General features: G+C 74.4%; 17 protein-coding genes. 3 read left to right on the plus strand and 14 right to left on the minus strand.

The annotated features are described in order from the left end of the window. Positions 1–27: 27 nt before the first annotated feature. The 9 genes from IE305_RS11495 to pyrG all read right to left on the minus strand — a co-directional run bounded on the left by IE305_RS11495 (position 28) and on the right by pyrG (position 10,768). Positions 28–1,164 carry a pseudouridine synthase gene (locus IE305_RS11495; RefSeq protein ID WP_190129402.1) on the minus strand — a complete coding sequence of 379 codons (1,137 nt, stop codon included), beginning with the start codon at positions 1,162–1,164 and terminating at the stop codon, positions 28–30. Then, a complete protein-coding gene (gene scpB, locus IE305_RS11500; protein WP_190129403.1) occupies positions 1,164–1,802 on the minus strand; it encodes an SMC-Scp complex subunit ScpB in 639 nt (212 codons plus the stop codon). Before scpB ends, IE305_RS11495 begins: the two co-directional genes overlap by 1 nt. Continuing rightward, the gene (locus tag IE305_RS11505; protein ID WP_190129404.1) at positions 1,795–2,775 is read right to left on the minus strand and encodes a segregation and condensation protein A; all 981 of its coding nucleotides are present in this window, start codon (positions 2,773–2,775) and stop codon (positions 1,795–1,797) included. The genes scpB and IE305_RS11505 overlap by 8 nt, the downstream gene beginning before the upstream one ends. Before the next feature lie 56 nt (positions 2,776–2,831). After that, positions 2,832–3,323 carry a hypothetical protein gene (locus IE305_RS11510; protein ID WP_190129405.1) on the minus strand — a complete coding sequence of 164 codons (492 nt, stop codon included), beginning with the start codon at positions 3,321–3,323 and terminating at the stop codon, positions 2,832–2,834. Then, entirely contained in the window at positions 3,308–4,405 is a 1,098-nt protein-coding gene (locus IE305_RS11515; RefSeq protein WP_190129406.1) for a ParA family protein, read from the minus strand. Before IE305_RS11515 ends, IE305_RS11510 begins: the two co-directional genes overlap by 16 nt. A 343-nt stretch (positions 4,406–4,748) precedes the next feature. Further along, positions 4,749–5,864 (minus strand): alanine dehydrogenase, encoded by a 1,116-nt coding sequence (ald, locus tag IE305_RS11520; RefSeq protein ID WP_190129469.1) that lies wholly within the window; start codon positions 5,862–5,864, stop codon positions 4,749–4,751. Positions 5,865–6,069: 205 nt separating this feature from the next. Then, positions 6,070–8,217 carry a tetratricopeptide repeat protein gene (locus tag IE305_RS11525; protein WP_373311573.1) on the minus strand — a complete coding sequence of 716 codons (2,148 nt, stop codon included), beginning with the start codon at positions 8,215–8,217 and terminating at the stop codon, positions 6,070–6,072. Between the two features lie 182 nt (positions 8,218–8,399). Further along, complete coding sequence (locus IE305_RS11530) at positions 8,400–9,038, minus strand: NUDIX domain-containing protein (protein ID WP_190129407.1); 639 nt, start codon at positions 9,036–9,038, stop codon at positions 8,400–8,402. A 77-nt stretch (positions 9,039–9,115) separates the two neighbouring features. Then, positions 9,116–10,768 (minus strand): CTP synthase, encoded by a 1,653-nt coding sequence (gene pyrG / locus IE305_RS11535; RefSeq protein ID WP_190129408.1) that lies wholly within the window; start codon positions 10,766–10,768, stop codon positions 9,116–9,118. A gap of 451 nt (positions 10,769–11,219) precedes the next feature. Here pyrG and IE305_RS11540 point away from each other — a divergent pair, with 451 nt between their 5' ends. After that, positions 11,220–13,022, plus strand: a complete 1,803-nt coding sequence (locus IE305_RS11540) for a glycoside hydrolase family 15 protein (RefSeq protein WP_190129409.1) — start codon at positions 11,220–11,222, stop codon at positions 13,020–13,022. 93 nt (positions 13,023–13,115) lie between these two features. Next, complete coding sequence (locus IE305_RS11545) at positions 13,116–14,690, plus strand: PucR family transcriptional regulator (protein WP_190129410.1); 1,575 nt, start codon at positions 13,116–13,118, stop codon at positions 14,688–14,690. 10 nt (positions 14,691–14,700) lie between these two features. Here the strand turns inward: IE305_RS11545 and IE305_RS11550 are convergent, their stop codons facing one another. The 3 genes from IE305_RS11550 to recN form a co-directional block, all read right to left on the minus strand. After that, positions 14,701–15,828: a glycosyltransferase family 4 protein gene (locus IE305_RS11550; protein WP_190129411.1), complete on the minus strand. Its 1,128-nt coding sequence runs from the start codon at positions 15,826–15,828 to the stop codon at positions 14,701–14,703. A gap of 133 nt (positions 15,829–15,961) precedes the next feature. Beyond that, positions 15,962–16,702, minus strand: coding sequence for a hypothetical protein (locus tag IE305_RS11555; RefSeq protein ID WP_190129412.1), 741 nt, complete (start codon positions 16,700–16,702; stop codon positions 15,962–15,964). Between the two features lie 52 nt (positions 16,703–16,754). After that, on the minus strand, positions 16,755–18,509 hold the full coding sequence (recN, locus tag IE305_RS11560; RefSeq protein WP_190129413.1) for a DNA repair protein RecN: 1,755 nt from the start codon (positions 18,507–18,509) through the stop codon (positions 16,755–16,757). A 121-nt stretch (positions 18,510–18,630) separates the two neighbouring features. Between recN and IE305_RS11565 the strand changes: the two genes are divergently transcribed. Then, complete coding sequence (locus IE305_RS11565) at positions 18,631–20,064, plus strand: S41 family peptidase (protein ID WP_190129414.1); 1,434 nt, start codon at positions 18,631–18,633, stop codon at positions 20,062–20,064. Positions 20,065–20,070: 6 nt separating this feature from the next. On the opposite strand, the gene IE305_RS11570 is transcribed toward IE305_RS11565, so the two are convergent. Further along, positions 20,071–21,003 (minus strand): NAD kinase, encoded by a 933-nt coding sequence (locus IE305_RS11570; RefSeq protein WP_190129415.1) that lies wholly within the window; start codon positions 21,001–21,003, stop codon positions 20,071–20,073. Next, positions 21,000–21,806 carry a TlyA family RNA methyltransferase gene (locus tag IE305_RS11575; RefSeq protein ID WP_190129471.1) on the minus strand — a complete coding sequence of 269 codons (807 nt, stop codon included), beginning with the start codon at positions 21,804–21,806 and terminating at the stop codon, positions 21,000–21,002. Before IE305_RS11575 ends, IE305_RS11570 begins: the two co-directional genes overlap by 4 nt.

The raw sequence follows: 21,806 nt of genomic DNA on the forward strand, positions 1-21,806 counted from the left end.
CTGCGGGGTCCTGCGCTGCTTTGCGGCTTAGAGCTCGACCTCGCGCATCAGCATGCCGACCTCGGTGTTGGTGAGGCGGCGCAGCCAGCCCGACTTCTGGTCGCCCAGGGCGATCGGGCCGAAGGAGATGCGGACGAGCTTCTCGACCGGGAAGCCGGCCTCGGCCAGCATGCGGCGGACGATGTGCTTGCGGCCCTCGTGGAGGGTGACCTCGACCAGGTAGTTCTTGCCGGTCTGCTGGACGACGCGGAAGTTGTCCGCGCGCGCGTAGCCGTCCTCCAGCTGGATGCCGTTCTTCAGCTGCTTGCCGAGGTCGCGCGGCAGGGGGCCGGTGATCGCGGCGAGGTAGGTCTTCTGCACGCCGTAGCGGGGGTGCGTCAGGCGGTGGGCCAGCTCGCCGTGGTTGGTGAGCAGGATGATGCCCTCGGTCTCCGTGTCGAGGCGGCCGACGTGGAACAGCCGGGTCTCGCGGTTGGTGACGTAGTCGCCGAGGCACTGGCGGCCGTCGGGGTCCTCCATGGTGGAGACGACGCCAGCCGGCTTGTTCAGCGCGAAGAACAGGTACGACTGGGTGGCCACGGTCAGGCCGTCGACCTTGATCTCGTCCTTCTCGGGGTCGACGCGGACGCCCTGCTCGGTGACGATGCGGCCGTTGACCTCGACGCGGGCCTGCTCGATGAGCTCCTCGCAGGCGCGGCGCGAGCCCATGCCGGCACGCGCCAGCACCTTCTGCAGCCGCTCGCCCTCGGGCTCGCCGAAGGTCTTGGGCAGCTTCAGGGCCGGCTTGTTGTGCCGCTCCCGGTTGCGCTCCTCGATCTTGGCGTCGAGCTCACGGGGGCGGGACGGGCCCTGCGGCCGGCCGCCGCGGCGCTGGTCGCCCGCGCCGGACCGGGCGCCCGTGGGGCGCTTGGGGCCGCCCTTGGCGCCGCCCCGGGCCGAGGTGCCCCGGCCGGAGCCGGCGCCGGTGCCGCCGCGACGCTCGGCGTCGGGGCCGACGTCGTAGCGGCGCTCCTCGGGGCGCGGACGGCGCGGGCGCTGCTGCTGCCCGCCGTCCCGGCCCCCGCCCTGGCCGCCGCCGCCCGAGCGCCGGCCGGCACCGCCGGCGCCACCGCCGCCCCGGTAGTCCCGGTTGCCGCTTCCGCTGTTCCTGCCGCTGCTTCGCATCAAAGTTCCGTCTTGTCGTCTGCGTCGGGGTCCGGGGCGTCGGGGTCGAAGGACGGCACTCCCTCCTGGGAGTCGCCCTCGACCGCTTCGGCCTCGGGAAGGAACGGGGCGAGCTCGGGAAGCTCCTCCAGACCGCGAAGGCCCATCCGCTCCAGAAAGTAGTTCGTCGTCCTGTACAGGATCGCACCTGTTTCGGGTTCCGTGCCCGCCTCCTCCACCAGCCCGCGCTGGAGCAGGGTGCGCATGACACCGTCGCAGTTCACCCCGCGTACGGCGGAGACCCTCGAACGGCTGACCGGCTGACGGTACGCGACGACGGCCAGGGTCTCCAGCGCGGCCTGGGTGAGCCGGGCCTGCTGCCCGTCCAGGACGAACGCCTCGACGGCGTCGGCGTAGGCGGGCCGGGTGAAGTAGCGCCAGCCCCCGGCGACCTGCCGCAGCTCGAAACCGCGGCCCTGGGCGGTGTACTCGTCGGCGAGCTCCCGCAGGGCCGCGGCCAGCTCGCGGCGGGGGCGGCCGAGGACCTGGGCGAGGTGCTCCTCCGTGGCCGGCTCGTCGACGACCATGAGGACCGCCTCCAGGGCGGGCTTCAGCGGGAGCTGCGGCTCCTCCACCGGTGCCCCGGTCTCCTCACTCATCCCGTTCCCCTTCGCGTTCCTGCGGTTCCTGCGCTTCCTGGGACTCCTGCGCTTCCTGCGCTTCCTGCGGTCCCCGGTCGAACTCGTCGGTCACGCGCCCGGCGGCGTCCTCGCCCTCCTCGCCCGTCCAGCGGACCGTGAGCGTCCCCAGGGCCTCGCCCTGGTCCAGGGCGACGGCCCGCTCGCGGTAGAGCTCCAGGAGGGCCAGGAAGCGCGCGACGACGGTGAGGGTGTCGGGGGCGTCGGCCGTCAGCTCGCCGAAGGTGGCCGCGCCGGCCGAGCGCAGCCGGACCACCACGACCTCCGCCTGTTCGCGGACGCTGACCAGCGGGGCGTGGATGTGGTCGACGTAGACCCGGGGCGGCGGCTTGGGCTGCATGGCCTTGACGGCCAGCTCGGCCAGCCGCTCGGGCCCGATGCCGAGGACGACCTCGGGCAGCAGCTCGGCGTGGTGCGGCTCCAGGCCCACGGTACGGGGGTAGCGGCGGCCCTCGTGCGCCAGCCGCCCGCTGAAGATCTCCGCGATCCGCTTGTACGCCCGGTACTGGAGCAGCCGGGCGAAGAGCAGGTCGCGGGCCTCCAGGAGGGCGAGGTCGGCCTCGTCCTCGACGTCGGCGGCCGGCAGCAGCCGGGCCGCCTTCAGGTCGAGCAGGGTGGCGGCGACGACGAGGAACTCGGTGGTCTGGTCGAGGTCGAAGTCCGGGCCCATCGCGCGGAGGTGCGCCATGAACTCGTCGGTGACCTTGGAGAGGGCGACCTCGGTGACGTCCAGCTTGTGCTTGGAGATCAGCTGGAGCAGCAGGTCGAACGGGCCCTCGAAGTTGTCCAGCCGCACGGTGAACCGCGCGGGGTCGCCGCTCTCGCCCTCCCCCGCGGGGGGAGCGCCTCCGTCGTCCTCTCCCTCCGCCGGCTCCGGTGCGGGCGGCGGGCCCGCCGGGCCGTGGCCCAGGGTGCGGCGAGCGGATGGGGGCATGAGGGGTCCAGGGAACGAAACGGGTGGTACGGCGAAAAGCTAGCGCAGCGGACCGCTCAACGGCCGCGCAGGCGCCGTACGAGGATGGACGCGTCGCCGCGCGACTCGAGGTCGGCCAGGACGACGGCGACGGCCTCCCGGACGATGCGGCCCCGGTCGACGGCGAGGCCGTGCTCGCCGCGGAGCACCAGCCGGGCGTGTTCGAGGTCCATGAGCTCCTCGGCGGAGACATAGACCGTGATCTTCTCGTCGTGCCGTTCGCGGCCGCTCGGCCGGCGGCCCGCCGCACGGCCGCGCCGCTTGCCGGCGACCGGCTCGGTCGCACGGGGGGTGGCCCGCTCGCGCTCCGGGGCCGGGACGGGGGCCGGACGCCGTTCCGCGGCCTGCTCCGGCTCGGTGGTCGCGCCGTCGGGCGCGTCACCCGGGCCGGGCACCCGCGGCGGCTTCTCGCCGCCTGCCTGCCTGCGGGGGGAGGAGGGCTGCAGCCCCATGCCCCCGGTGGTGCGGAACAGCTCGTCGGCGCCGGGCAGACTCACTCGGCGTGACAACGGGCGAGCACCTCCCTGGCGAGCTGGCGGTAGGCGGCGGCGCCGACGGAGTTGGACGCGTACGTGGTGATGGGCTCGCCCGCGACGGTGGTCTCGGGGAAGCGCACGGTGCGCCCGATGACGGTGTGGTAGACGTGGTCGTCGAACGCCTCGACGACGCGGGCCAGCACCTCGCGGCTGTGCACCGTGCGCGAGTCGTACATCGTCGCCAGGATGCCGTCCAGCTCCAGGTCGGGGTTGAGCCGCTCCTGGACCTTCTCGATGGTCTCGGTGAGCAGCGCCACGCCGCGCAGGGCGAAGAACTCGCACTCCAGGGGGACGATCACCTTGTGAGCGGCCGTCAGGGCGTTGACGGTGAGCAGGCCGAGCGAGGGCTGACAGTCGATCACGATGTAGTCGTAGTCGGACATCAGCGGCTTCAGGGCGCGCTGGAGCGTCGACTCGCGGGCGACCTCGCTGACGAGCTGGACCTCGGCGGCCGACAGGTCGATGTTGCTGGGCAGCAGGTCCATGTTGGGCACGGCCGTCTTCAGCAGCACCTCGTCGGCCGACATGCCCCGTTCCATGAGCAGGTTGTAGACCGTCAGGTCCAGCTCCATGGGGTTGACGCCCAGGCCGACCGAGAGCGCGCCCTGCGGGTCGAAGTCGACGAGCAGCACCCGGCGCCCGTACTCGGCGAGCGCGGCGCCCAGGTTGATGGTCGAGGTGGTCTTGCCGACCCCGCCCTTCTGGTTGCACATCGCGATGATCTTGGCCGGGCCGTGGTCGGTCAGCGGTCCGGGGATGGGGAAGTACGGCAGGGGGCGCCCGGTGGGGCCGATGCGCTCGCGGCGCTGCCGGGCCGCGTCGGGCGCGAGGGTGGCCGCGTACTCCGGGTCGGGCTCGTACTCGGCGTCGGGGTCGTAGAAGTGCCCCTCGGGCACCTCGTCGTAGTCGGCGAAACCGGTGGGCTCCGTCCCACGCCGGTCGCCGGCCGTGGCGTTCACGTGTTGACCGTCCATGCTCTGGTGGGCTGTCGTCATGGTCTGGATGTTCTGGTGCGCTGCGAAGGTCTGGACAGCGACGGAGCCGACCGCAGGCATTCCTGGGTGACCACCCCCGGGAGCAAATGTCGACTCATTCACAAGTCGTCCTACCTCCTTGGTGACCAGGAAACATCTAGATAGGTCAGCGTGACACCATGCCGACGGTTGGCGACTCTATGGCGTGTCGGCGGTCCGCAGCAACACAATCCGCCGGAGACGGCACGATGTGTCGGCAATCGAACGCTCTTCTGTCAAGGGTCTACGGGGCGTTACCCGGAAGGTTCACGCTCGGGTGAAACCCTGACGAAACACCCCGGCCGGGCCTTGCGGAGCAAGACCCGGCCGGGTATGCGCGCGTGACGCGCGAAAGGCTGACGGCGGTTCAGCCGGTGCGGCTCGCTCAGCCGATGAGGCTGCTGAGCTCGACGTGCGCCAGGCCGTGGGCCTCGGCGACCGGGCCGTAGACGACCTGGCCCTCGTGCACGTTCAGGCCCTTGGCGAGCGCGGCGTCGCGGCGCAGCGCGTCCTGCCAGCCGCGGTTGGCCAGCTCCACGATGTAGGGCAGCGTGGCGTTGGTCAGCGCGTAGGTGGAGGTGTTCGGCACCGCGCCCGGCATGTTGGCGACGCAGTAGAAGACGGAGTCGTGGACCTGGAAGGTCGGCTCCGCGTGCGTGGTGGGACGGGAGTCCTCGAAGCAGCCGCCCTGGTCGATCGCAATGTCGACAAGGACACTTCCGGGCTTCATCTTGGCGACGAGCTCGTTGGTGACCAGCTTCGGGGCCTTGGCGCCCGGGATGAGGACGGCACCGACGACGAGGTCGGCCTCGACGACGGCCTTCTCCAGCTCGTAGGCGTTGGAGACGATCGTCTGCACCTTGGTGCCGAAGACCTTGTCCGCCTCGCGGAGCTTGTTGATGTCCTTGTCCAGCAGGGTGACGTGGAAGCCCAGGCCGATGGCGATCTGGGCGGCGTTCCAGCCGGAGACGCCGGCGCCGATGACGACGGCCTTGCCGGCGTGGGTGCCCGGGACGCCGCCCGGCAGGACGCCGCGGCCGCCGGCCGAGCGCATCAGGTGGTAGGCGCCGACCTGCGGGGCCAGGCGGCCCGCGACCTCGGACATCGGGGCGAGCAGCGGCAGGGCGCGGTTGGCCAGCTCGACGGTCTCGTAGGCGATGGCGGTGGTGCCCGACTCGAGGAGGGCGTCGGTGCACTCGCGCGAGGCGGCCAGGTGCAGGTAGGTGAAGAGGATCTGGCCCTTGCGCAGGCGGTGGTACTCCTCCGCGATGGGCTCCTTGACCTTCAGCAGCAGGTCGGCGGTGGCCCAGACCTCGTCGGCGGAGTCCAGGATCGAGGCACCGGCCCCGACGTACTCGGCGTCGGTGATGGAGGAGCCGACACCGGCCCCCTTCTCCACGAAGACCTGGTGGCCGTTGCGGACCAGCTCGTGGACGCCCGCGGGGGTGATGGCCACGCGGAATTCGTTGTTCTTGACCTCGCGGGGGATGCCGACCTTCACGTCGATCACGGTCCTTGAATCAGAGAATGACAGGCTAATCCGGATATGCCAGGCATACCAGTGCAGACCGCGACGATCGCGGCCCTGCCAGTCTAATGAAGGATGCCGCGCTGTCTAGCCTTGCAAAGCATCAATTTTTGCGGCGAACGCCACTGGATTCATAGGTCCAGGTGGGGTGTCATCCGGTAACACCCCACCAGCCCCGTCACTCCGTACCGGCGGTCGTGCCGACCCCCGTACCCGCCGTCCCGGCACCGGGGCCCGTGGCCGCTCCGAGCAGGTGTTCCGCCTCCGCGCGGTGCTCCTCCGCCGACACCGGGTCGCCCAGCCGCTCCAGCGTGTCGGCCAGCCGCAGCCGCACCCCCGCCTCCAGCCGGGGGTCGCCGCAGCGCCGGGCGCACTCCACCGCCTCCAGGCACGTCCGCAGCGCCTCCCGCGGCCGGCCCGCCTGCTCCAGCGCCCGCGCCACCTCGCACAGCGCCCCGGCCTGCCCCGGGTGGTCCTTCAGCCGCCGGTACGTGGCCGCCGCCGCCCGCCAGTCGCGCAACGCGTCCGTCCACTGCCCCGCGGCGCCGTGCACCGCGCCCAGGCACCCGTACAGCCGCGCCTGGTCGGCCAGCTCGCCCCGGGTCAGCCGCAGCTCCAGGCCGCGCCGGTACCAGTCGGCCGCACGCTGCCAGTCGCCCAGGCCCCGGTGCGCGCCGGCCACCGACTCCACGGCGCGGCTCGTCGCGTACGGGTCGCCCGCCTCCCGCGCCGCCTCCAGCGCCAGCCGGTACCGCTCCAGCGCCTCCGCGGTACGGCCCGCCCGCGCGTCCAGGTCGCCCAGGTTGAGCAGCGCCGCCGCCTTCTCCAGCGGCATCTCGCAGCGCCGGGCCACGTCCAGGACCAGCTGGTGCAGCCCGTACAGCTCGGGCGCGGCCGCCTCCGGGCCCAGGTGGGCGGTGAGCGCCCGGGTCAGCGCCGACACCAGCCGCCGGGCCAGCGTGTCCAGCCGGCCGTCCTCCACGGCCATGCGGGCCGCCGCCAGCAACGCCGGCAGCCGGGCGTGCAGCCACTCCTCGGCCGCCGGCCGGGACGGGAAGCGCAGCGGCCGCGGCAGCTGCTCGATCCGGCGCCGCACGGCCGGGTCGTCCCGCTCGGTGGCCGCCCGGCAGGAGTACAGCTGGCGCACCGTGCGCTCCAGCATCCGGGCCCGCGCCAGCTCCACCTCGGCCGGCCGCTCCTGCGACTCCAGCAGCGCGCCCAGCAGCGGGGCGAGGCAGCCCGGCACCCGGTACTGGGCGGGCAGCGCGCCCGACTCGCTCTCGGGGCTCTCGCAGCGCAGCAGCCCGCGGGCGGTGAGGTCCTCCAGGGTCTGCTGGGCCGTGGTGAGGGAACAGCCGGCCAGGGCCGAGGCGGTGTGCGCGTCGGCGAGCCCGGCGGGGGCCAGGGCCAGCAGGTGCAGGATGCGGGCGGCGGTCGCGGGCAGCGCCTCGTACGCCAGCCGGAAGGCGCGGTGCAGCGGCCGGGCCGCGATCTCCGGCCCCTCGCCGCCGGGCAGCTCGCGCAGCCGCCGGGCCGCGTCCGCGACCGACAGCTTGGGCAGGGCCGCCAGCCAGCCGCCCACCAGGGCCAGCGCGGCCGGCTGCCCCTGGCACTCCTCGACGACGCGGACCGCGGCCACCGGGTCGCAGGTGATGCGGGTCGGCCCCGCGTACCACTCCAGCAGTTCCACGGCGGCCGGCGCGTCCAGGCCGCCCAGGGTGCACGGCCGGACGTCGGGCACACCGGTCAGCGGGCCGCGCGAGACGGCCACCACCAGGCACTCGGGCTCGTCCGGCAGCAGCGGGTCCACCTGCTCCGCGCCCGCCGCGTCGTCCAGCAGGAGCAGCACCCGGCGGCCGGCCAGCGCCGCCCGCAACGCGGCCGTCAGCTCGTCCTCCTCGGCGCCCGCCGGGACCGGCGCGCCCAGCCCCGACAGCAGCGCCCGCGCCGTGCGCTCCGTGGGCACGGGCAGCCCGTCCGGCCCGCACAGGCGGGCCCGCAGCAGGCCGTCGGGGTAGTCGGGGGCCAGTTGCCGGGCCAGCTCCTCGGCCAGCGCGGTACGGCCGGAGCCGGGGCGACCGGCGATGAGCAGCACCCGGCCGCGAGGGCGCTTCCGCCCCGAGAGGGTGTCCAGGCCCGTACGGACGATGTCGGCGCGCAGCTCCTTCAGCTCGCGCTGCCGGCCCACGAAGAGGTCCGGCCGTTGCAGCGTCAGGCCCACGAGGCGGGCGGGTGGCTGACGGGGGGTCATCCCGGGGACGGCGGGGATCCGCCGTCCGTGCGGGGCCGCCGCCGGCCCGCCGGTCTCCACCGTCCGCTCCGCCACGGGTCCACTCCCGTTCCACCCTGCACCCACGCGCCGGCCGCGGCGCGGCGGCGTACGACGAGCCTAGTTCACCGGGTACCGGGCTCCGGGTAACCCCAACCCGCCGAACTGAAGATCACCTATTCGGGTTGTCCTACGGTCGGAGCGGGCGTGGGGTTCCCGGCAGCCGCGACGGGCGGCCGTCAGCCGCTGTACGGGCGCGCCGGCCAGGGGGCGTCGGCGGGCCGCAGCGCCTCCAGGCCGTCGCCGTGCAGCGCCGCCTGGAGCGAGAGGACACCCACGACGAGGCAGGTGTTGTGCAGCTCGCCCGCGAGGACACCGCGCACCAGGCCGGCCAGCGGCACCCGCTCGACCTGCATGTCGAGCTCCTCCTCGAAGACCTCGAAGCGCTCGCCCTCCACCTCGGAGACGCCGCGCGCCAGGAAGATCCGCACCGCCTCGTCGCAGCCGCCGGGGCTCGTGTACACGTCGGTCAGCACGCGCCAGTCCTCGGCCTTGACGTGCGCCTCCTCGTACAGCTCGCGCTGCGCGGCGTGCAGCGGGTTCTCGCCGGGCACGTCCAGCAGCCCCGCCGGGATCTCCCACAGCCGCTGCCGCACGGGGTGCCGGTACTGGTTGAGGACCAGCACCCGGTCCTGCTCGTCGAGGGCCAGCACGGCCACCGACCCCGGGTGGGTCTGGTAGTCGCGGGTGACGGCCGTCCCGTCCGGCATGACCACGGTGTCCGTGCGGACGCCCGTCTTGTTGCCCGTGAACGGCGTGGCGGTCGCGGTGACCTGCCACTCCTCGGGGGTGTCCTTGATGGCCGGGTGCTGCGCCATGAGAGTCCTCCAGATATGCGGAAACCGGGGCGGGCACCCCCCTCGCGGGAGGCGCTCACCCCGGTCCACCGTACCGATCAGCCCTGCTGGCGCTCGACGGCCGCCTTCACCAGGCCCGCGAAGAGCGGGTGCGGACGGGTCGGGCGGGAGCGCAGCTCCGGGTGGGCCTGGGTGGCCACCAGGTAGGGGTGCGCGTCGCGCGGGTACTCGACGTACTCCACCAGCTTGTTGTCCGGGGAGGTGCCGGAGAACACGATGCCGGCCTTCTTCTCCAGCTCCGCGCGGTAGGCGTTGTTCACCTCGTAGCGGTGGCGGTGGCGCTCCTCGACGTACTCCTTGCCGCCGTAGACCTCGCGCACGATGGAGCCCTCGGCCAGCTTGGCCGGGTACATGCCCAGGCGCATCGTTCCGCCGAGGTCGCCCTCGCCGGCCACGATGTCCAGCTGCTCCGCCATGGTGGAGATCACCGGGTGGGCGGTGGCCGGGTCGAACTCGGTGGAGTTGGCGCCCTCGATGCCGGCCAGGTTGCGGGCGGCCTCGATGACCACGCACTGCAGGCCCAGGCAGAGGCCCAGCAGCGGCACCTTGTTCTCGCGGGCGTAGGTGATCGCGCCGACCTTGCCGTTGACGCCGCGGTCGCCGAAGCCGCCGGGCACGCAGATCGCATCGACGTCACCGAGCTGCTCGGCGGCGCCCTCCGGCGTCCTGCAGTCGTCGGAGGTGACCCACTTGATCTTCACGCGGGCCTTGTTGGCGAAGCCGCCCGCCCGGATGGCCTCGGTGACCGACAGGTAGGCGTCGGGCAGGTCGATGTACTTGCCGACCAGGGCGACGGTGACCTCGTGCGCCGGGTTGTGGACGCGGTCCAGGAGGTCCTCCCAGACGGTCCAGTCCACGTCGCGGAAGGGCAGGTCGAGCTTGCGGACGACATAGGCGTCCAGGCCCTCGGAGTGCAGCACCTTCGGGATGTCGTAGATCGACTTGGCGTCGATGGCGGCCACGACCGCGGCCTCGTCGACGTCGCACATCAGCGAGATCTTGCGCTTGATGGCGGTCGGGACCTCGCGGTCGGCGCGCAGCACGATGGCGTCCGGCTGGATGCCGATGTTGCGCAGCGCGGCCACCGAGTGCTGGGTCGGCTTGGTCTTCAGCTCGCCGGACGGGCCGATGTAGGGCAGCAGCGAGATGTGCACGACGAAGACGTTGTCGCGGCCGACCTCGTGGCGAACCTGGCGGACGGTCTCCAGGAACGGCAGCGACTCGATGTCGCCGACGGTGCCGCCGACCTCCGTGATGACCACGTCGACGTCGTCGGTGGCCATGCGGCGGATGCGGTTCTTGATCTCGTTGGTGATGTGCGGGATCACCTGGACCGTGTCGCCCAGGTACTCGCCGCGCCGCTCCTTGGCGATCACCGAGGAGTAGACCTGGCCGGTGGTGACGTTGGCGCTGCCGTCCAGGTCGACGTCCAGGAAGCGCTCGTAGTGGCCGATGTCCAGGTCGGTCTCGGCACCGTCGTTGGTGACGAACACCTCGCCGTGCTGGAACGGGTTCATCGTGCCCGGGTCGACGTTCAGGTACGGGTCGAGCTTCTGCATCGTCACCCGCAGGCCCCGCGCCTTGAGCAGCGCGCCCAGGCTGGAGGCGGTCAGGCCCTTGCCGAGCGAGGAGGCGACACCCCCGGTGACGAAGAGGTGCTTGGTCGTCGTGGGCTTTGCGGCAATTGCCAAAGGGGGGCTCCCGTGGTCGCGAGGTGAAGGTGCGTACCGGCGGTCACCCGGTCATTTCCGGGGGTGCCGTCGCTGCGGTTGGGGGGCCTTTCGCCCGCCGGTCCACGGGGTACCAGGGTATCAGCGCCCGGGGCCGGGCGCGTCCGGTGACGCGGCGCCAAGCAGCGGCGAACCGTCCGTCACCGGCACCGCACGCCCCTCGCACGGGGCGCGAGCCCGGCGCGCACCGGGCCACCCATTCGGCACAGATTCCCCCGCCAACCGTCGCGCGTGTCCCAACTCGGCGTCGTATCCTGCACGGACACACGCAGCGAGCCGGCCGGCACGGCAGCCATCCCGCCCCCTCCCCCAGCTACAGCTGAGAGGTGCCCGGAACAAGAGCTCGTCGAAGATCGCTTGACCGTCAAAGAAGGCCCTTCGGGGTCCCTGATGCCGTTCGACTGGAGATGACGTGGCCGGGCGTATCGAGGATTACGCACTCATCGGCGACATGCAGACCGCCGCCCTGGTCTGCCGGGACGGTACGGCCGACTGGCTGTGCCTGCCCCGGTTCGACTCCCAGGCCGCCTTCGCGGGGCTGCTGGGCACCGAGGAGCACGGCTTCTGGCGGATCGGCCCGGCACACCCCTCGGGGGCCGCGCCGCCGCACGCCGACCGCCGCCGCTACCGCGGCGACTCCCTGGTGCTGGAATCCGAATGGGACACCCCGCGCGGCACGGTGCGGATCATCGACTTCATGCCGCCGCGCGACGGCGCGCCGCAGCTCATCCGCATCGTGGAAGGCGTCACCGGCCGGGTCCCCATGCGCTCGGCCCTGCGCATGCGCTTCTCCTACGGGCGCGTCGTGCCCTGGGTGCACAAGGTGGGCGACCGCACCGTGGCCGTCGCCGGACCCGACTCGGTCTGGCTCGACACCACCGCCGACACCTTCGGCATGGACCTCACCACCTACTCCGACTTCACCGTCTCCCCCGGCGAACGGGTCGCCTTCACCATCAGCTGGCAGCCCTCCCACCGCGAGGCACCCGCCCTGCCCGACCCCGAGGGCGCCCTGGAGGCCACGGAGGACTTCTGGCGCGAGTGGGTGAGCCACTGTACGTACCACGGCCCCTACCGGGACGCCGTCGTCCGCTCGCTGATCACGCTGAAGGCCCTGACGTACGCCCCCACCGGCGGCATCGTCGCCGCCCCCACCACCTCCCTCCCCGAGGAGATCGGCGGCGTCCGCAACTGGGACTACCGCTACACGTGGCTGCGCGACGCCGCGATCACCCTCTCCTCGCTGCTGCGCACCGGCTACCGCGAGGAGGCCCGCGCCTGGCGCGAATGGCTGCTGCGCGCCGTCGCCGGCGACCCCGAGAACCTCCAGATCATGTACGGCATCGCCGGCGAGCGCGAGCTCGGCGAGGCCGAGCTGCCCTGGCTGCCCGGGTACGAGAACTCCCTCCCCGTCCGCGTCGGCAACGGCGCCGCCGGCCAGCTCCAGCTCGACGTCTACGGCGAGGTCACCGAGGCCCTCCACCTGGCCCACATGACCGGCCTGGCCCGCAACGACTACGCCTCGCTGCTCCAGCTCCGCCTCATCGGCTACCTGGAGGACCACTGGACCGAGCCCGACGAGGGCATCTGGGAGGTGCGCGGCCCCCGCCGCCACTTCGTCCACTCCAAGGTCATGGCCTGGGTCGCCGTCGACCGCACGATCAAGCTCATCGAGTCCGGCGACGTGGACGGCCCCCTGGAGCGCTGGCGCGAGCTGCGCGACGACATCCACCGGGACGTGTGCGAAAAGGGCTACGACAAGGAACGCAACACCTTCACGCAGTACTACGGCTCCAAGGAGCTCGACGCCTCCCTCCTGCTCATCCCGCAGATGGGCTTCCTGCCGCCCGACGACAAGCGCGTCATCGGCACCATCGAGGCCATCCAGCGCGAGCTGTCCACCGAGGACGGCTTCGTCCTCCGCTACCCCACCGCCGGCCACGAGGCGGGCGTCGACGGCCTCGAAGGCGACGAGGGCGCCTTCCTCGCCTGCTCCTTCTGGCTCGCCGACGACCTCGCGATGATCGGCCGCGTGGAGGAGGCCCGCCAGCTCTTCGAGAAGCTGCTCGGCCTCCGCAACGACCTCGGCCTGCTCGCCGAGGAGTGGGACTCCCGCCTCCAGCGGCAGGTCGGCAACTTCCCCCAGGCGTTCAGCCACGTGCCGCTGATCGACACGGCGCTGCGGCTGACGGCGTCCACGGCGTTCGGCGGCTGACGCCGCGACGTTGCCCGGTGCGGCGGGCCGAGGGGTTCGCCGCCACCGTCCTCGCGGTACGCCGGCCCGCCGTACGCCGGTAGGTTCGCCGCCATGGAACCGCCGCACCCCGCCGCCCCCGGCGCCATCACCGTCGCCCGGGCCCTCGAGCTGCCCGCCCTGCGCCGCGGCCTGCCCGAGGTGCTGACCGCCGCCGACCGGCTGCACCGGCCCGTCCGCTGGGTGCACGCCGGCGAAGCCCCGCACATCGCGTCCCTCCTCAAGGGCGGCGAGCTCCTGCTCACCACCGGCCTCGGCCTGGGCAGCCGCCCCGCCGAACAGCGCGCCTTCGTCCGGGGCCTCGCCGAACGGGACATCGCCGCCCTCGTCGTCGAACTCGGCACCCGCCTGCCCACGCTCCCCGCCGCCGTGGTCGACACCGCCCGCTCCTGCGGGCTGCCCCTCGTCCAGCTGCACCGCGAGGTGCCGTTCGTCGCCGTCACCGAGGAGATCCACACCGAGCTCGTCAACGGCCACTACGCGCTGCTGCGCCGCGCCGAGGACGTCCACCGGCAGTGCACCGAGGCCCTCCTCGGCGGAGGCGGCGTCCCCGAGGTGCTCCACCTCTTCGCCGCCTTCGCCGGCAACCCCGTCTTCCTCCGCACCACCGAGGGCCGCCTCCTCTACGCCGCCGGGCCCGACCCCCTCCAGGTCTGCGACGGCCTGCCCGCCGCCGTGTCCGCCGGCGGCATCGTCGCCGAGGTCCCCGGCCACGGGCCCGGCCACGGCGCCGTCCGCGCCCACCTGACCGTCCTGCCCGTCAACGGCCCCCTCGCCCCCGTCCACCGCATCGCCGCCGAACGCACCGCCGGGCTCCTCGCCGTCGTCCTCCTCCAGGCCCGCCAGGAGGAGGAGCTCGCCGCCCGCGGCCGCGGCGACTTCCTCACCGGCCTCGCCGAGGGCCGCGTCGCCCCTGCCGACGCCCCCGCCCAGGCCCGCGCCCTCGGTTTCCGCCCGCCCTCCCCCGACGCGCTGCTGCCCATGGTGATGCGCCTCGCCAACGACACCGCCCCGCCCGGCGGTTGGGCCGCCCTGGCCGACGCCGCCCACCGCGAGCTCGGCGCTGTGGGGGCGCCGGTCCTGCTCGGTGTGCGGCTGCTGGAGGGGCGCGTACCGCTCCTCGTGGGCCTCCGCGCCGCGGACGGCCGCGCGGCGGTGGCGGACCGCGTCGCCGCGGCCCTGCGCGCGGCGGCTGCGCGCTCGGGCGCGCGACCGCCGGTGGTGGTGGCGGGCTCGCCGGTGGGCTGGGACGGGGCGGGCCCGGAGCTGCGGCGCGCGGCGGAGGCCGCGGATGCGGCGCCGGGCGCCGCGGAGCGGCCGTGGCACGACGTGCGGCGGCTGGACGTGGACGTGCTGCTGTGGCGGTTGCGGTCGCACGGGGACCTGGCGGCGTTCGTGGAGCGGGTGATCGGGCCGCTGCTGCCGCACGAAGTGCTGCTGACGACGCTGGAGACGTACCTGGCCCACGCGGGCCGCAAGGCGGAGACGGCGCGGGAGCTGCATGTGAACCGGCAGACGCTGTACGACCGCCTGGGGCGCGTCTCGCGGCTCCTGGGGGTGGATCTGGACGACCCGGAGACGGTCCTGGGGCTGAGCCTGGCGCTGCGGGCCCGGCGGCACGTGGGGTAGCCGCCGGCCGTCACTCGCCGTCGGGGGACGTGAGCTCGTCGTAGACCGCCAGGACGTGGGCCACGGCGTCGTCCGGCGTGGGCCAGGCGGCCGACTGGGCCCGGCCGGCCTCTGTCAGGCGTTCGCAGCGCAAGGGGTCGTGGAGGAGCCGGAGTACGGCATGGGCCAGGGCCTCTCCGTCGTCCGGGGGGACCAGTTCGGCTGCCTCGCCGACCATGTCGGGAACGCCGCCGACTGCCGCCGCCACCAGGGGGATGCCCGCGCAGAGGGCCTCGTGGACGAGCACGGGGCGGCCCTCGCGGCAGTGGGGCAGCACGGCGACGTCCGCCGCCGCCAGCAGCTCGGGGACGTCGTCCCGGCGCCCCACCAGCTGAACGGGAAGGTTCTCCTCTTCGATGCGCCGTTGCAGCGACGGCCGTTGGCTGCCCTCCCCCGCGACGACCAGCAGGGGTTCCGGGTCCTCGTCGCGCCATACGCGGGCGGCGTCCAGGAGGGAGTCGTAGCCCTGGCCCGGTTCGAGGCGGCCGACGGTGAGGAGCAACGGGCGGGCGACCGCGCCCAGTTCGGCGCGGGTCTTGTACCGGGCGTACTCGTCGTCGTCCCGGGGCGCGCCGCGGGGTGAGGGCAGGGCCGGGGAGGCCAGGCGGGCGTCGCGGGCGCCGCGGCGGCGGGCGGTGTCGACGAGGTCGGAGGAGGCGCCGAGGACGACCGCGGCGGCGCGGGCCGCGTGCCGCTCCATCAGCCGCACCAGGTGGGCGCGGGCGCCTCGCGCCCGTACGCGCGCGTGCCAGGTGACGACGAGCGGCGTGGGCCGGCCGCGCAGGGCGAGCGCGGCGAGGGAACCGGCGCGGGGGCCGTGGGCGTGCACCACGTCGGCGCCCTCGCTGGCGGCGCGGATGCTCGCGACGGCCAGGGCGTTGGGCCCGCTGTGCAGGGGCACGAACGACGCGCCGCCGGCGGTGAATTCGTAGGCGTCCTCCGTCGCGCAGGGCGCGACCACGGTGACCGCCAGGCCGTGCGCCACCAGGCCGTCCGCCAGCGACCTCACGTGCGCGCCACTGCCTCCGCCGCCGTTGCCCAGGACCTGGACGGTGTGCAGGGGGGAGGGCCCGTGCGAGGTGCCGGGTGAGGTGCTCACGCGGGGGAAGCTCCTGTGTCGACGTCGGTGGGCGTTCGGCGAGGTGCTGAGCCCAGGATGCCAGCACCCGCCGCCCGCCCGGCACCACCGGGACGGGGCCGGCCCGTCCCACCTCGCCCGTAGATCCCCGGATTCACCCGCTTTGGGGATTCCTGGCCTCTTCGGCCAGCGCCACGGCGAGCAGCACGGCGGTGTGCGCCAGCAGCCCCGCACGGCCGTTGGCGGCCACGACGGCCAGCCCCAGGCCCGCGCCCAGGGCGTGGGCGCCGGTGTCCCCGAGCATGGTGCGCTGCCGCACGTCGTCGGGAAGAACAGCGGCCGCAGCGCCCGTACAGGCCGCGGCAACCGGCCCCCGCGCCATCCCGCCCGCGCCCAGGGCGAGAACAGCGCCGCCCGCACGCCCCGGCCGCACGTCGAGCACGTTCACGGCATGAGCGGACCCGGCAATGACCACGGCGGCGAGCAACCGGTCGGCCGGCCGCTCCTTCAGCACCACCCCGGCGGCCAGGGCAGCGGCCCCCACGCCCACCAGCTTCACGGCACCGGTGGTCAACTCCCCCTGCCGCAGCGCCCCGAGATGGGCCCGGAAGCCACGCCGAGGGTCACGGGCACCCACCACGTCGTCGTACGCCCCGCACGCGGCGGCGGCGAGCACACCGGCGACAGCACCGGCCCGCTGCCGCCCCGGCAGACGGGGCACCACCGCCAGCGCGGCGGCCGTACCCAGGGCAACAGCGGGCCCGGCGCACAGATCCACGGTCCGCCCGGCCCGGTTCCGCCGCTCCCCCAGCCGGGCGCCCCCACGGCGCACCCGCCGCAGGCCCTCGTACACCCCACGCGTGACGGTCACGCCGACCAGCAATTCCCTGAGCAAGCCGCCCTCCCTGAAGACACGGGGAAACGATCTTGCCATCCGCGCGGGCCGCCTACGGCCGGGCCCCCCGCAGCAATTCCTCCGCGTGGGCCCGCGCCAGCTCCGAGTCCTCCTGCCCGGCCAGCATCCGCGAGAGCTCCCGCACCCGGTCCTCGCCCTCCATCACGCGCACCCCGCTCCGCGTGACGGACCCCTCGTGCGTCTTCTCCACCACCAGGTGCCGGTCGGCGAACGCCGCCACCTGCGGCAGGTGGGTCACCACCACGACCTGCGCGGACCGCGCCAGCCGGGCGAGCCGGCGTCCCACCTCGACGGCGGCCTTGCCGCCGACACCGGCGTCGACCTCGTCGAAGAGGTAGGTCGGCACCGGGTCGGAGCCGGCGAAGACGACCTCGACGGCCAGCATGACGCGCGAGAGCTCACCGCCGGAGGCACCCTTGGCGATGGGCCGGGGCGTCGCCCCGGGATGCGACGCGAGCAGCAGCTCGACCTCGTCCGCGCCGTGCGGCCCGTACGCGACCGGCCGCCCACCGACGTCGATACCGGCGGCGGCGTCGGCCACCTCGTTCTGCCGGACGGCGAACGACACGCGCGCGTGCGGCATGGCGAGCTCCGCCAGTTCGGCGGTGACGGCGTCGGCGAAGCGCCGGGCGGCCTCGGTGCGGGCGCCGCTCAGTTCCTCGGCCAGCGCGCCCAGTTCGGCGCGCAGCGCGTCGCGTTCGGCGGTGAGCTCGCCGATGCGGTCGTCGTCGCCGTCCAGCTCGGTGAGCCGGGCGGCGGCGGACTCGGCCCAGGCGAGGACGCCGGCGACGCCGTCGCCGGACGCGTCGTACTTGCGGACGAGGTGCGCGAGCACCGCCCGGCGTTCCTCGACGGCGGCGAGGCGCCGCGGGTCGGCGTCGAGGTCGCCGGCGTACCCGGCGAGCTCGCCTGCCACGTCGGCCAGCAGGATGCCGACCTCGCCGATGCGGTCCGCGAGCGCGGCCAGCGCGGGGTCGTGGGACCGTACGGCCTCCAGCGCGCGGGCGGCGCCGGCCACGAGGGTGCGGGCGTCGACGCCCTCGGGGTCCTCCGGGTCGCCGGCGAGCGCGGCGTGCGCGGCGGTGGCCGCGGACGACAGGGCCTCGGCGTGGCCGAGCCGCTCGGCCTCGGTGGTCAGCTCGGTGTCCTCGCCGGCCACCGGCGCGGCCGCGGCGACCTCGTCGAGGCCGAACCGCAGCAGGTCGGCCTCCTGGGCGCGTTCCCGGGCGCGCGTGGTGAGCTCGGTGAGCTCGGCGGAGACCGCGCGCAGCCGGCGGTAGGCGTCGGTGTACTTGGCGAGCGGCACGGCCACCGCGTCACCGGCGTAGCGGTCGAGGGCCTGGCGCTGCCGGGCGGGGCGCAGCAGCCCCTGCTGGTCGGTCTGGCCGTGGACGGCCACCAGGTCGTCGGCGAGCTCGCCGAGGAGGCCGACGGGGACGCCGCGGCCGCCCAGGTGGGCGCGGGAGCGTCCTTCCGCGGAGAGGGTGCGGCTGACGAGCAGGGTGCCGTCGTCGAGCTCGGCGCCGGCCTCCTCGGCCCGCAGGGCCACGGGTGAGCCGGGCGCGACGGCGAGCCGGCCCTCGACCACGGCGGCCTTGGCCCCGGCGCGTACCAGGGCGGGGTCGGCGCGCCCGCCGAGCAGCAGCCCGAGGCTGGTGACGACCATGGTCTTGCCGGCGCCGGTCTCGCCGGTCACCGCGGTGAAACCGGGCGACAGCTCGACCACCGCGTCGTCGATGACGCCCAAGGACCGGATCCGCATCTCCTCCAACACGGACATGACCATACGAGGTTCCCGGCCCGGCTCGCGACGGCCTCCCCCACCCCCGGCCCTGGGGATGGCCCCAGGGCCGGCCGGGGTGGCCGCCCCATCGCGGCCGGGGGCCTTGCGGGGCCAGGCTTTACACATGATCGAACGAGTCCGCGGCCGGCGCGCCGCCACGTTTCTGTTCGCCACGACGGTCGCCCTCGTCACCGCCGCGGGGCCGGCGGTGGCCACCGGCCCGCCTCGTGCCCCGCTCGACGGGACGTGGCGGATGGACGGCTACGGCACGCTCGTGTCCATCGGGGGCGGCCGGCTGGTCACGTACGACACGACGGGCGTGAGCTGCTTGAAGGGGCTGCGGGACGCCCCTGCGGTGGAGGGGGCGCCCGGTACGTTCCGGCAGGGCGACGACGCGGCCGTCCGTGTGGAGCTGCGCGGCCGGGACCGGGCGGTGCTGTCGTTCGACGACAACGTGGGGCACCGGTCGCTGCGCCGCATCGCGTCGCTGCCCGCGGCGTGCGGCGAGGAGCCGGCGCCGGGCAGGGTGGGGAGGGCGGAGAACCTGCGGGTCTTCGACGTGTTCTGGCAGACGTACGCGGAGAACTACCCGTTCTTCGCGGCCAAGCACGTCGACTGGGACGCGGTGCGGGAGCGGTACCGGCCGCGGGCCGCGGCGGCGGCCACGGAGGACGAGCTGTTCGCGGTGCTGCAGCAGATGATCGAGCCGCTGCACGACGGGCACACGGGCATTCTGAACGCGGGCGTCACCCCGCCCCGGCACTTCGGCGGGCACCGTCCGGACGTGCCCACGCCGTCCCGCGACGACCTGGCGCGGCTGGAGAAGGCCGTGACGGCGGCGAGCGGGGTGCCGGCGGAGAAGTGGCGGCGGTGGGGCGGGGAGCACGCCGCGGTGGCGTACGCCCGGCTGCCCGACGGCACCGGCCTGCTGCGGGTCACCGGTTTCCAGAACTTCACGGGCCGGGGCTTCGACGCGGACCGGGCGCTGCTGGACGGCGCCCTCGACGAGGTGTTCGGTCCCCTGGCGGCCGGGCGGCGCGGGCTCGTCCTGGACCTGCGCGTGAACGGCGGGGGTTCGGACCGGCTGGCGCTGCACGTGGCCGGCCGGCTGACGGACCGGCCCTACGTCGCCTACCTCAAGCACGCCCGCAACGACCCGGCGGACCCGCGGCGCTTCACGCGCGCCGAGCCGGTGCGGGTCACCCCGCACCACGGGCCGGTGCACACGGGGCCGCTGGCCGTGCTGACGGGCCCGCTGACGGTCAGCGCGGGCGAGACCCTCACGCAGGCCCTCACGGGCCGCCCGTACCCGACGGCCCGCATCGGCGAGAACACCTACGGGATCTTCTCGGACACCCTCGACCGGGTGCTGCCCAACGGCTGGACGTTCACCCTCCCGAACGAGGAGTACCTGAGCGCGGCCGACGGCAGGACGACGTACGACGGCACGGGCGTACCGCCCACCGACCGCCGGCCGGTGTTCCGGCCGGCGGACCTGGCCCAGGGCCGGGACCCGGCCCTGACGGCGGCGAGGAGGTGGCTGAGCACCGCCGGCTAGTACGGTCTAGTGCGGCGCCCCGCGCCACCCCGCGACCGGCAGCGCGAACTTGGCCACCAGCCGGTCCGTGAACGACGCGTGGTGCAGCCGCGCCAGCCGTACCGGCACCGCGCCGCGCCGCACCTCCACGCGGGCCCCGGCCGGCAGTTCCACCGTGCGCCGGCCGTCGCACCACAGCACGCCGTTGGGCGTCTCCGGCTGCACCTCCACGGCCAGCACCGAGTCGGGGGCGGTCACCAGCGGCTTGGCGAACAGCGCGTGCGCGCTGATCGGCACCATCAGCAGCGCCTCGACCTCCGGCCACACCACGGGGCCGCCCGCCGAGAACGCGTAGGCCGTGGAGCCGGTCGGCGTCGCGCACACCACGCCGTCGCCGCCGAAGCGGGAGACGGGCCGACCGTCGACCTCGGTGACGACCTCCAGCATGCGCTCGCGCGCGGCCTTCTCCACCGACGCCTCGTTCAGCGCCCAGTCGCGGTGCACGACGTGCCCGTCGGTGCGCACCAGGACGTCGAGGGTCATACGCTCCTCGACCTCGTAGGCGCGGGTGACGACGCGGTCGACGACCTTGTCGAGGTCGTCGCGCTCGGCCTCGGCCAGGAAGCCGACGCGGCCGAGGTTGACGCCGAGCATGGGCACGCCGGAGCGGCGGGCGAACTCGGCGCCGCGCAGCAGCGTGCCGTCACCGCCGAGCACCACCAGCAGCTCGCAGTGGTCGAGTACGTCGGCCGTGGCGGGCCCGGCGTGGACGCGTTCGACGGCGTCCGGCAGCGGCAGGTCCGCGGCCTCCTCGGCCAGCACGCGTACCCCGATGCCGCAGCGCAGCAGGCCCTGCACCACGAGTTCGGCGCTGCGCACCGCGGCCGGCCGGCCGGTGTGCGCGAGCAGGAAGACGGTGCGTCCGGCCGGTACTGCCTGTGGTGCTTCTGAAGTGGTCAACGGGGCCCCTCCGCCACTGCACGGTCAACGTCGGCCGGGTCCAGTTCGGGTGCACCGGCGCGCAGCCACAGAAAGTACTCGACGTTGCCGGAGGGACCGGGCAGCGGGCTGGCGGTGACGCCGAGGACACCGAGGCCCAGCGCGGCCGCCTGGCCGGCGACGGTGCGGACGGCCTCGGCGCGCAGCTCGGGGCTGCGGACGACGCCGCCGCTGCCGAGCCGTTCCTTGCCGACCTCGAACTGCGGCTTGACCATGAGGACGAGGTCGGCGTCGGGCGCGGCGCAGCGCACGAGGGCGGGCAGGACCAGGCCGAGCGGGATGAAGGACAGGTCGCCGACGACGAGGTCGACGGGCCGGTCGTCGATGTGCTCGAGGGTGAGCTCGCGGACGTTGGTGCGGTCCTTGACGGTGACGCGCTCGTCGCTCTGCAGCGACCAGGCGAGCTGCCCGTAGCCGACGTCGACGGCGACGACGTGGGCGGCGCCGGCGCGCAGCAGGACATCGGTGAAGCCGCCGGTGGAGGCGCCGGCGTCCAGGGCGCGGCGGCCCTCGACCTTCAGTCCGCGGGGGGTGAAGGCGGCGAGGGCGCCGGCGAGCTTGTGGCCGCCGCGGGAGACGTAGTCGGGGTCGCTGTCGTCGGCGGCGACGACGAGGGCGGCGCTGGTCTCCACCTGCGTGGCGGGCTTGGTCGCCGTCGTGCCGCCGACGGTGACGCGGCCGGCCGCGATCAGCTGTCCGGCGTGCTCCCTGGAACGGGCCAGCTTGCGTCGCACCAGCTCGGCGTCGAGTCGGCGGCGGGTCAC

This window comes from Streptomyces mashuensis (assembly GCF_014654785.1).
Taxonomy (GTDB): Bacteria; Actinomycetota; Actinomycetes; order Streptomycetales; family Streptomycetaceae; genus Streptomyces; species Streptomyces mashuensis.

Excerpts from the sequence above, each read along its gene's own strand:
- scpB (WP_190129403.1), bottom strand. The coding sequence starts at position 1,802 with ATGAGTGAGGAGACCGGGGCACCGGTGGAGGAGCCGCAGCTCCCGCTG.
- IE305_RS11505 (WP_190129404.1), bottom strand. The coding sequence starts at position 2,775 with ATGCCCCCATCCGCTCGCCGCACCCTGGGCCACGGCCCGGCGGGCCCG.
- IE305_RS11515 (WP_190129406.1), bottom strand. The coding sequence starts at position 4,405 with ATGCCTGCGGTCGGCTCCGTCGCTGTCCAGACCTTCGCAGCGCACCAG.
- IE305_RS11545 (WP_190129410.1), top strand. The coding sequence starts at position 13,116 with ATGGAACCGCCGCACCCCGCCGCCCCCGGCGCCATCACCGTCGCCCGG.
- IE305_RS11530 (WP_190129407.1), bottom strand. The coding sequence starts at position 9,038 with ATGGCGCAGCACCCGGCCATCAAGGACACCCCCGAGGAGTGGCAGGTC.
- IE305_RS11495 (WP_190129402.1), bottom strand. The coding sequence starts at position 1,164 with ATGCGAAGCAGCGGCAGGAACAGCGGAAGCGGCAACCGGGACTACCGG.
- recN (WP_190129413.1), bottom strand. The coding sequence starts at position 18,509 with ATGGTCATGTCCGTGTTGGAGGAGATGCGGATCCGGTCCTTGGGCGTC.
- IE305_RS11565 (WP_190129414.1), top strand. The coding sequence starts at position 18,631 with ATGATCGAACGAGTCCGCGGCCGGCGCGCCGCCACGTTTCTGTTCGCC.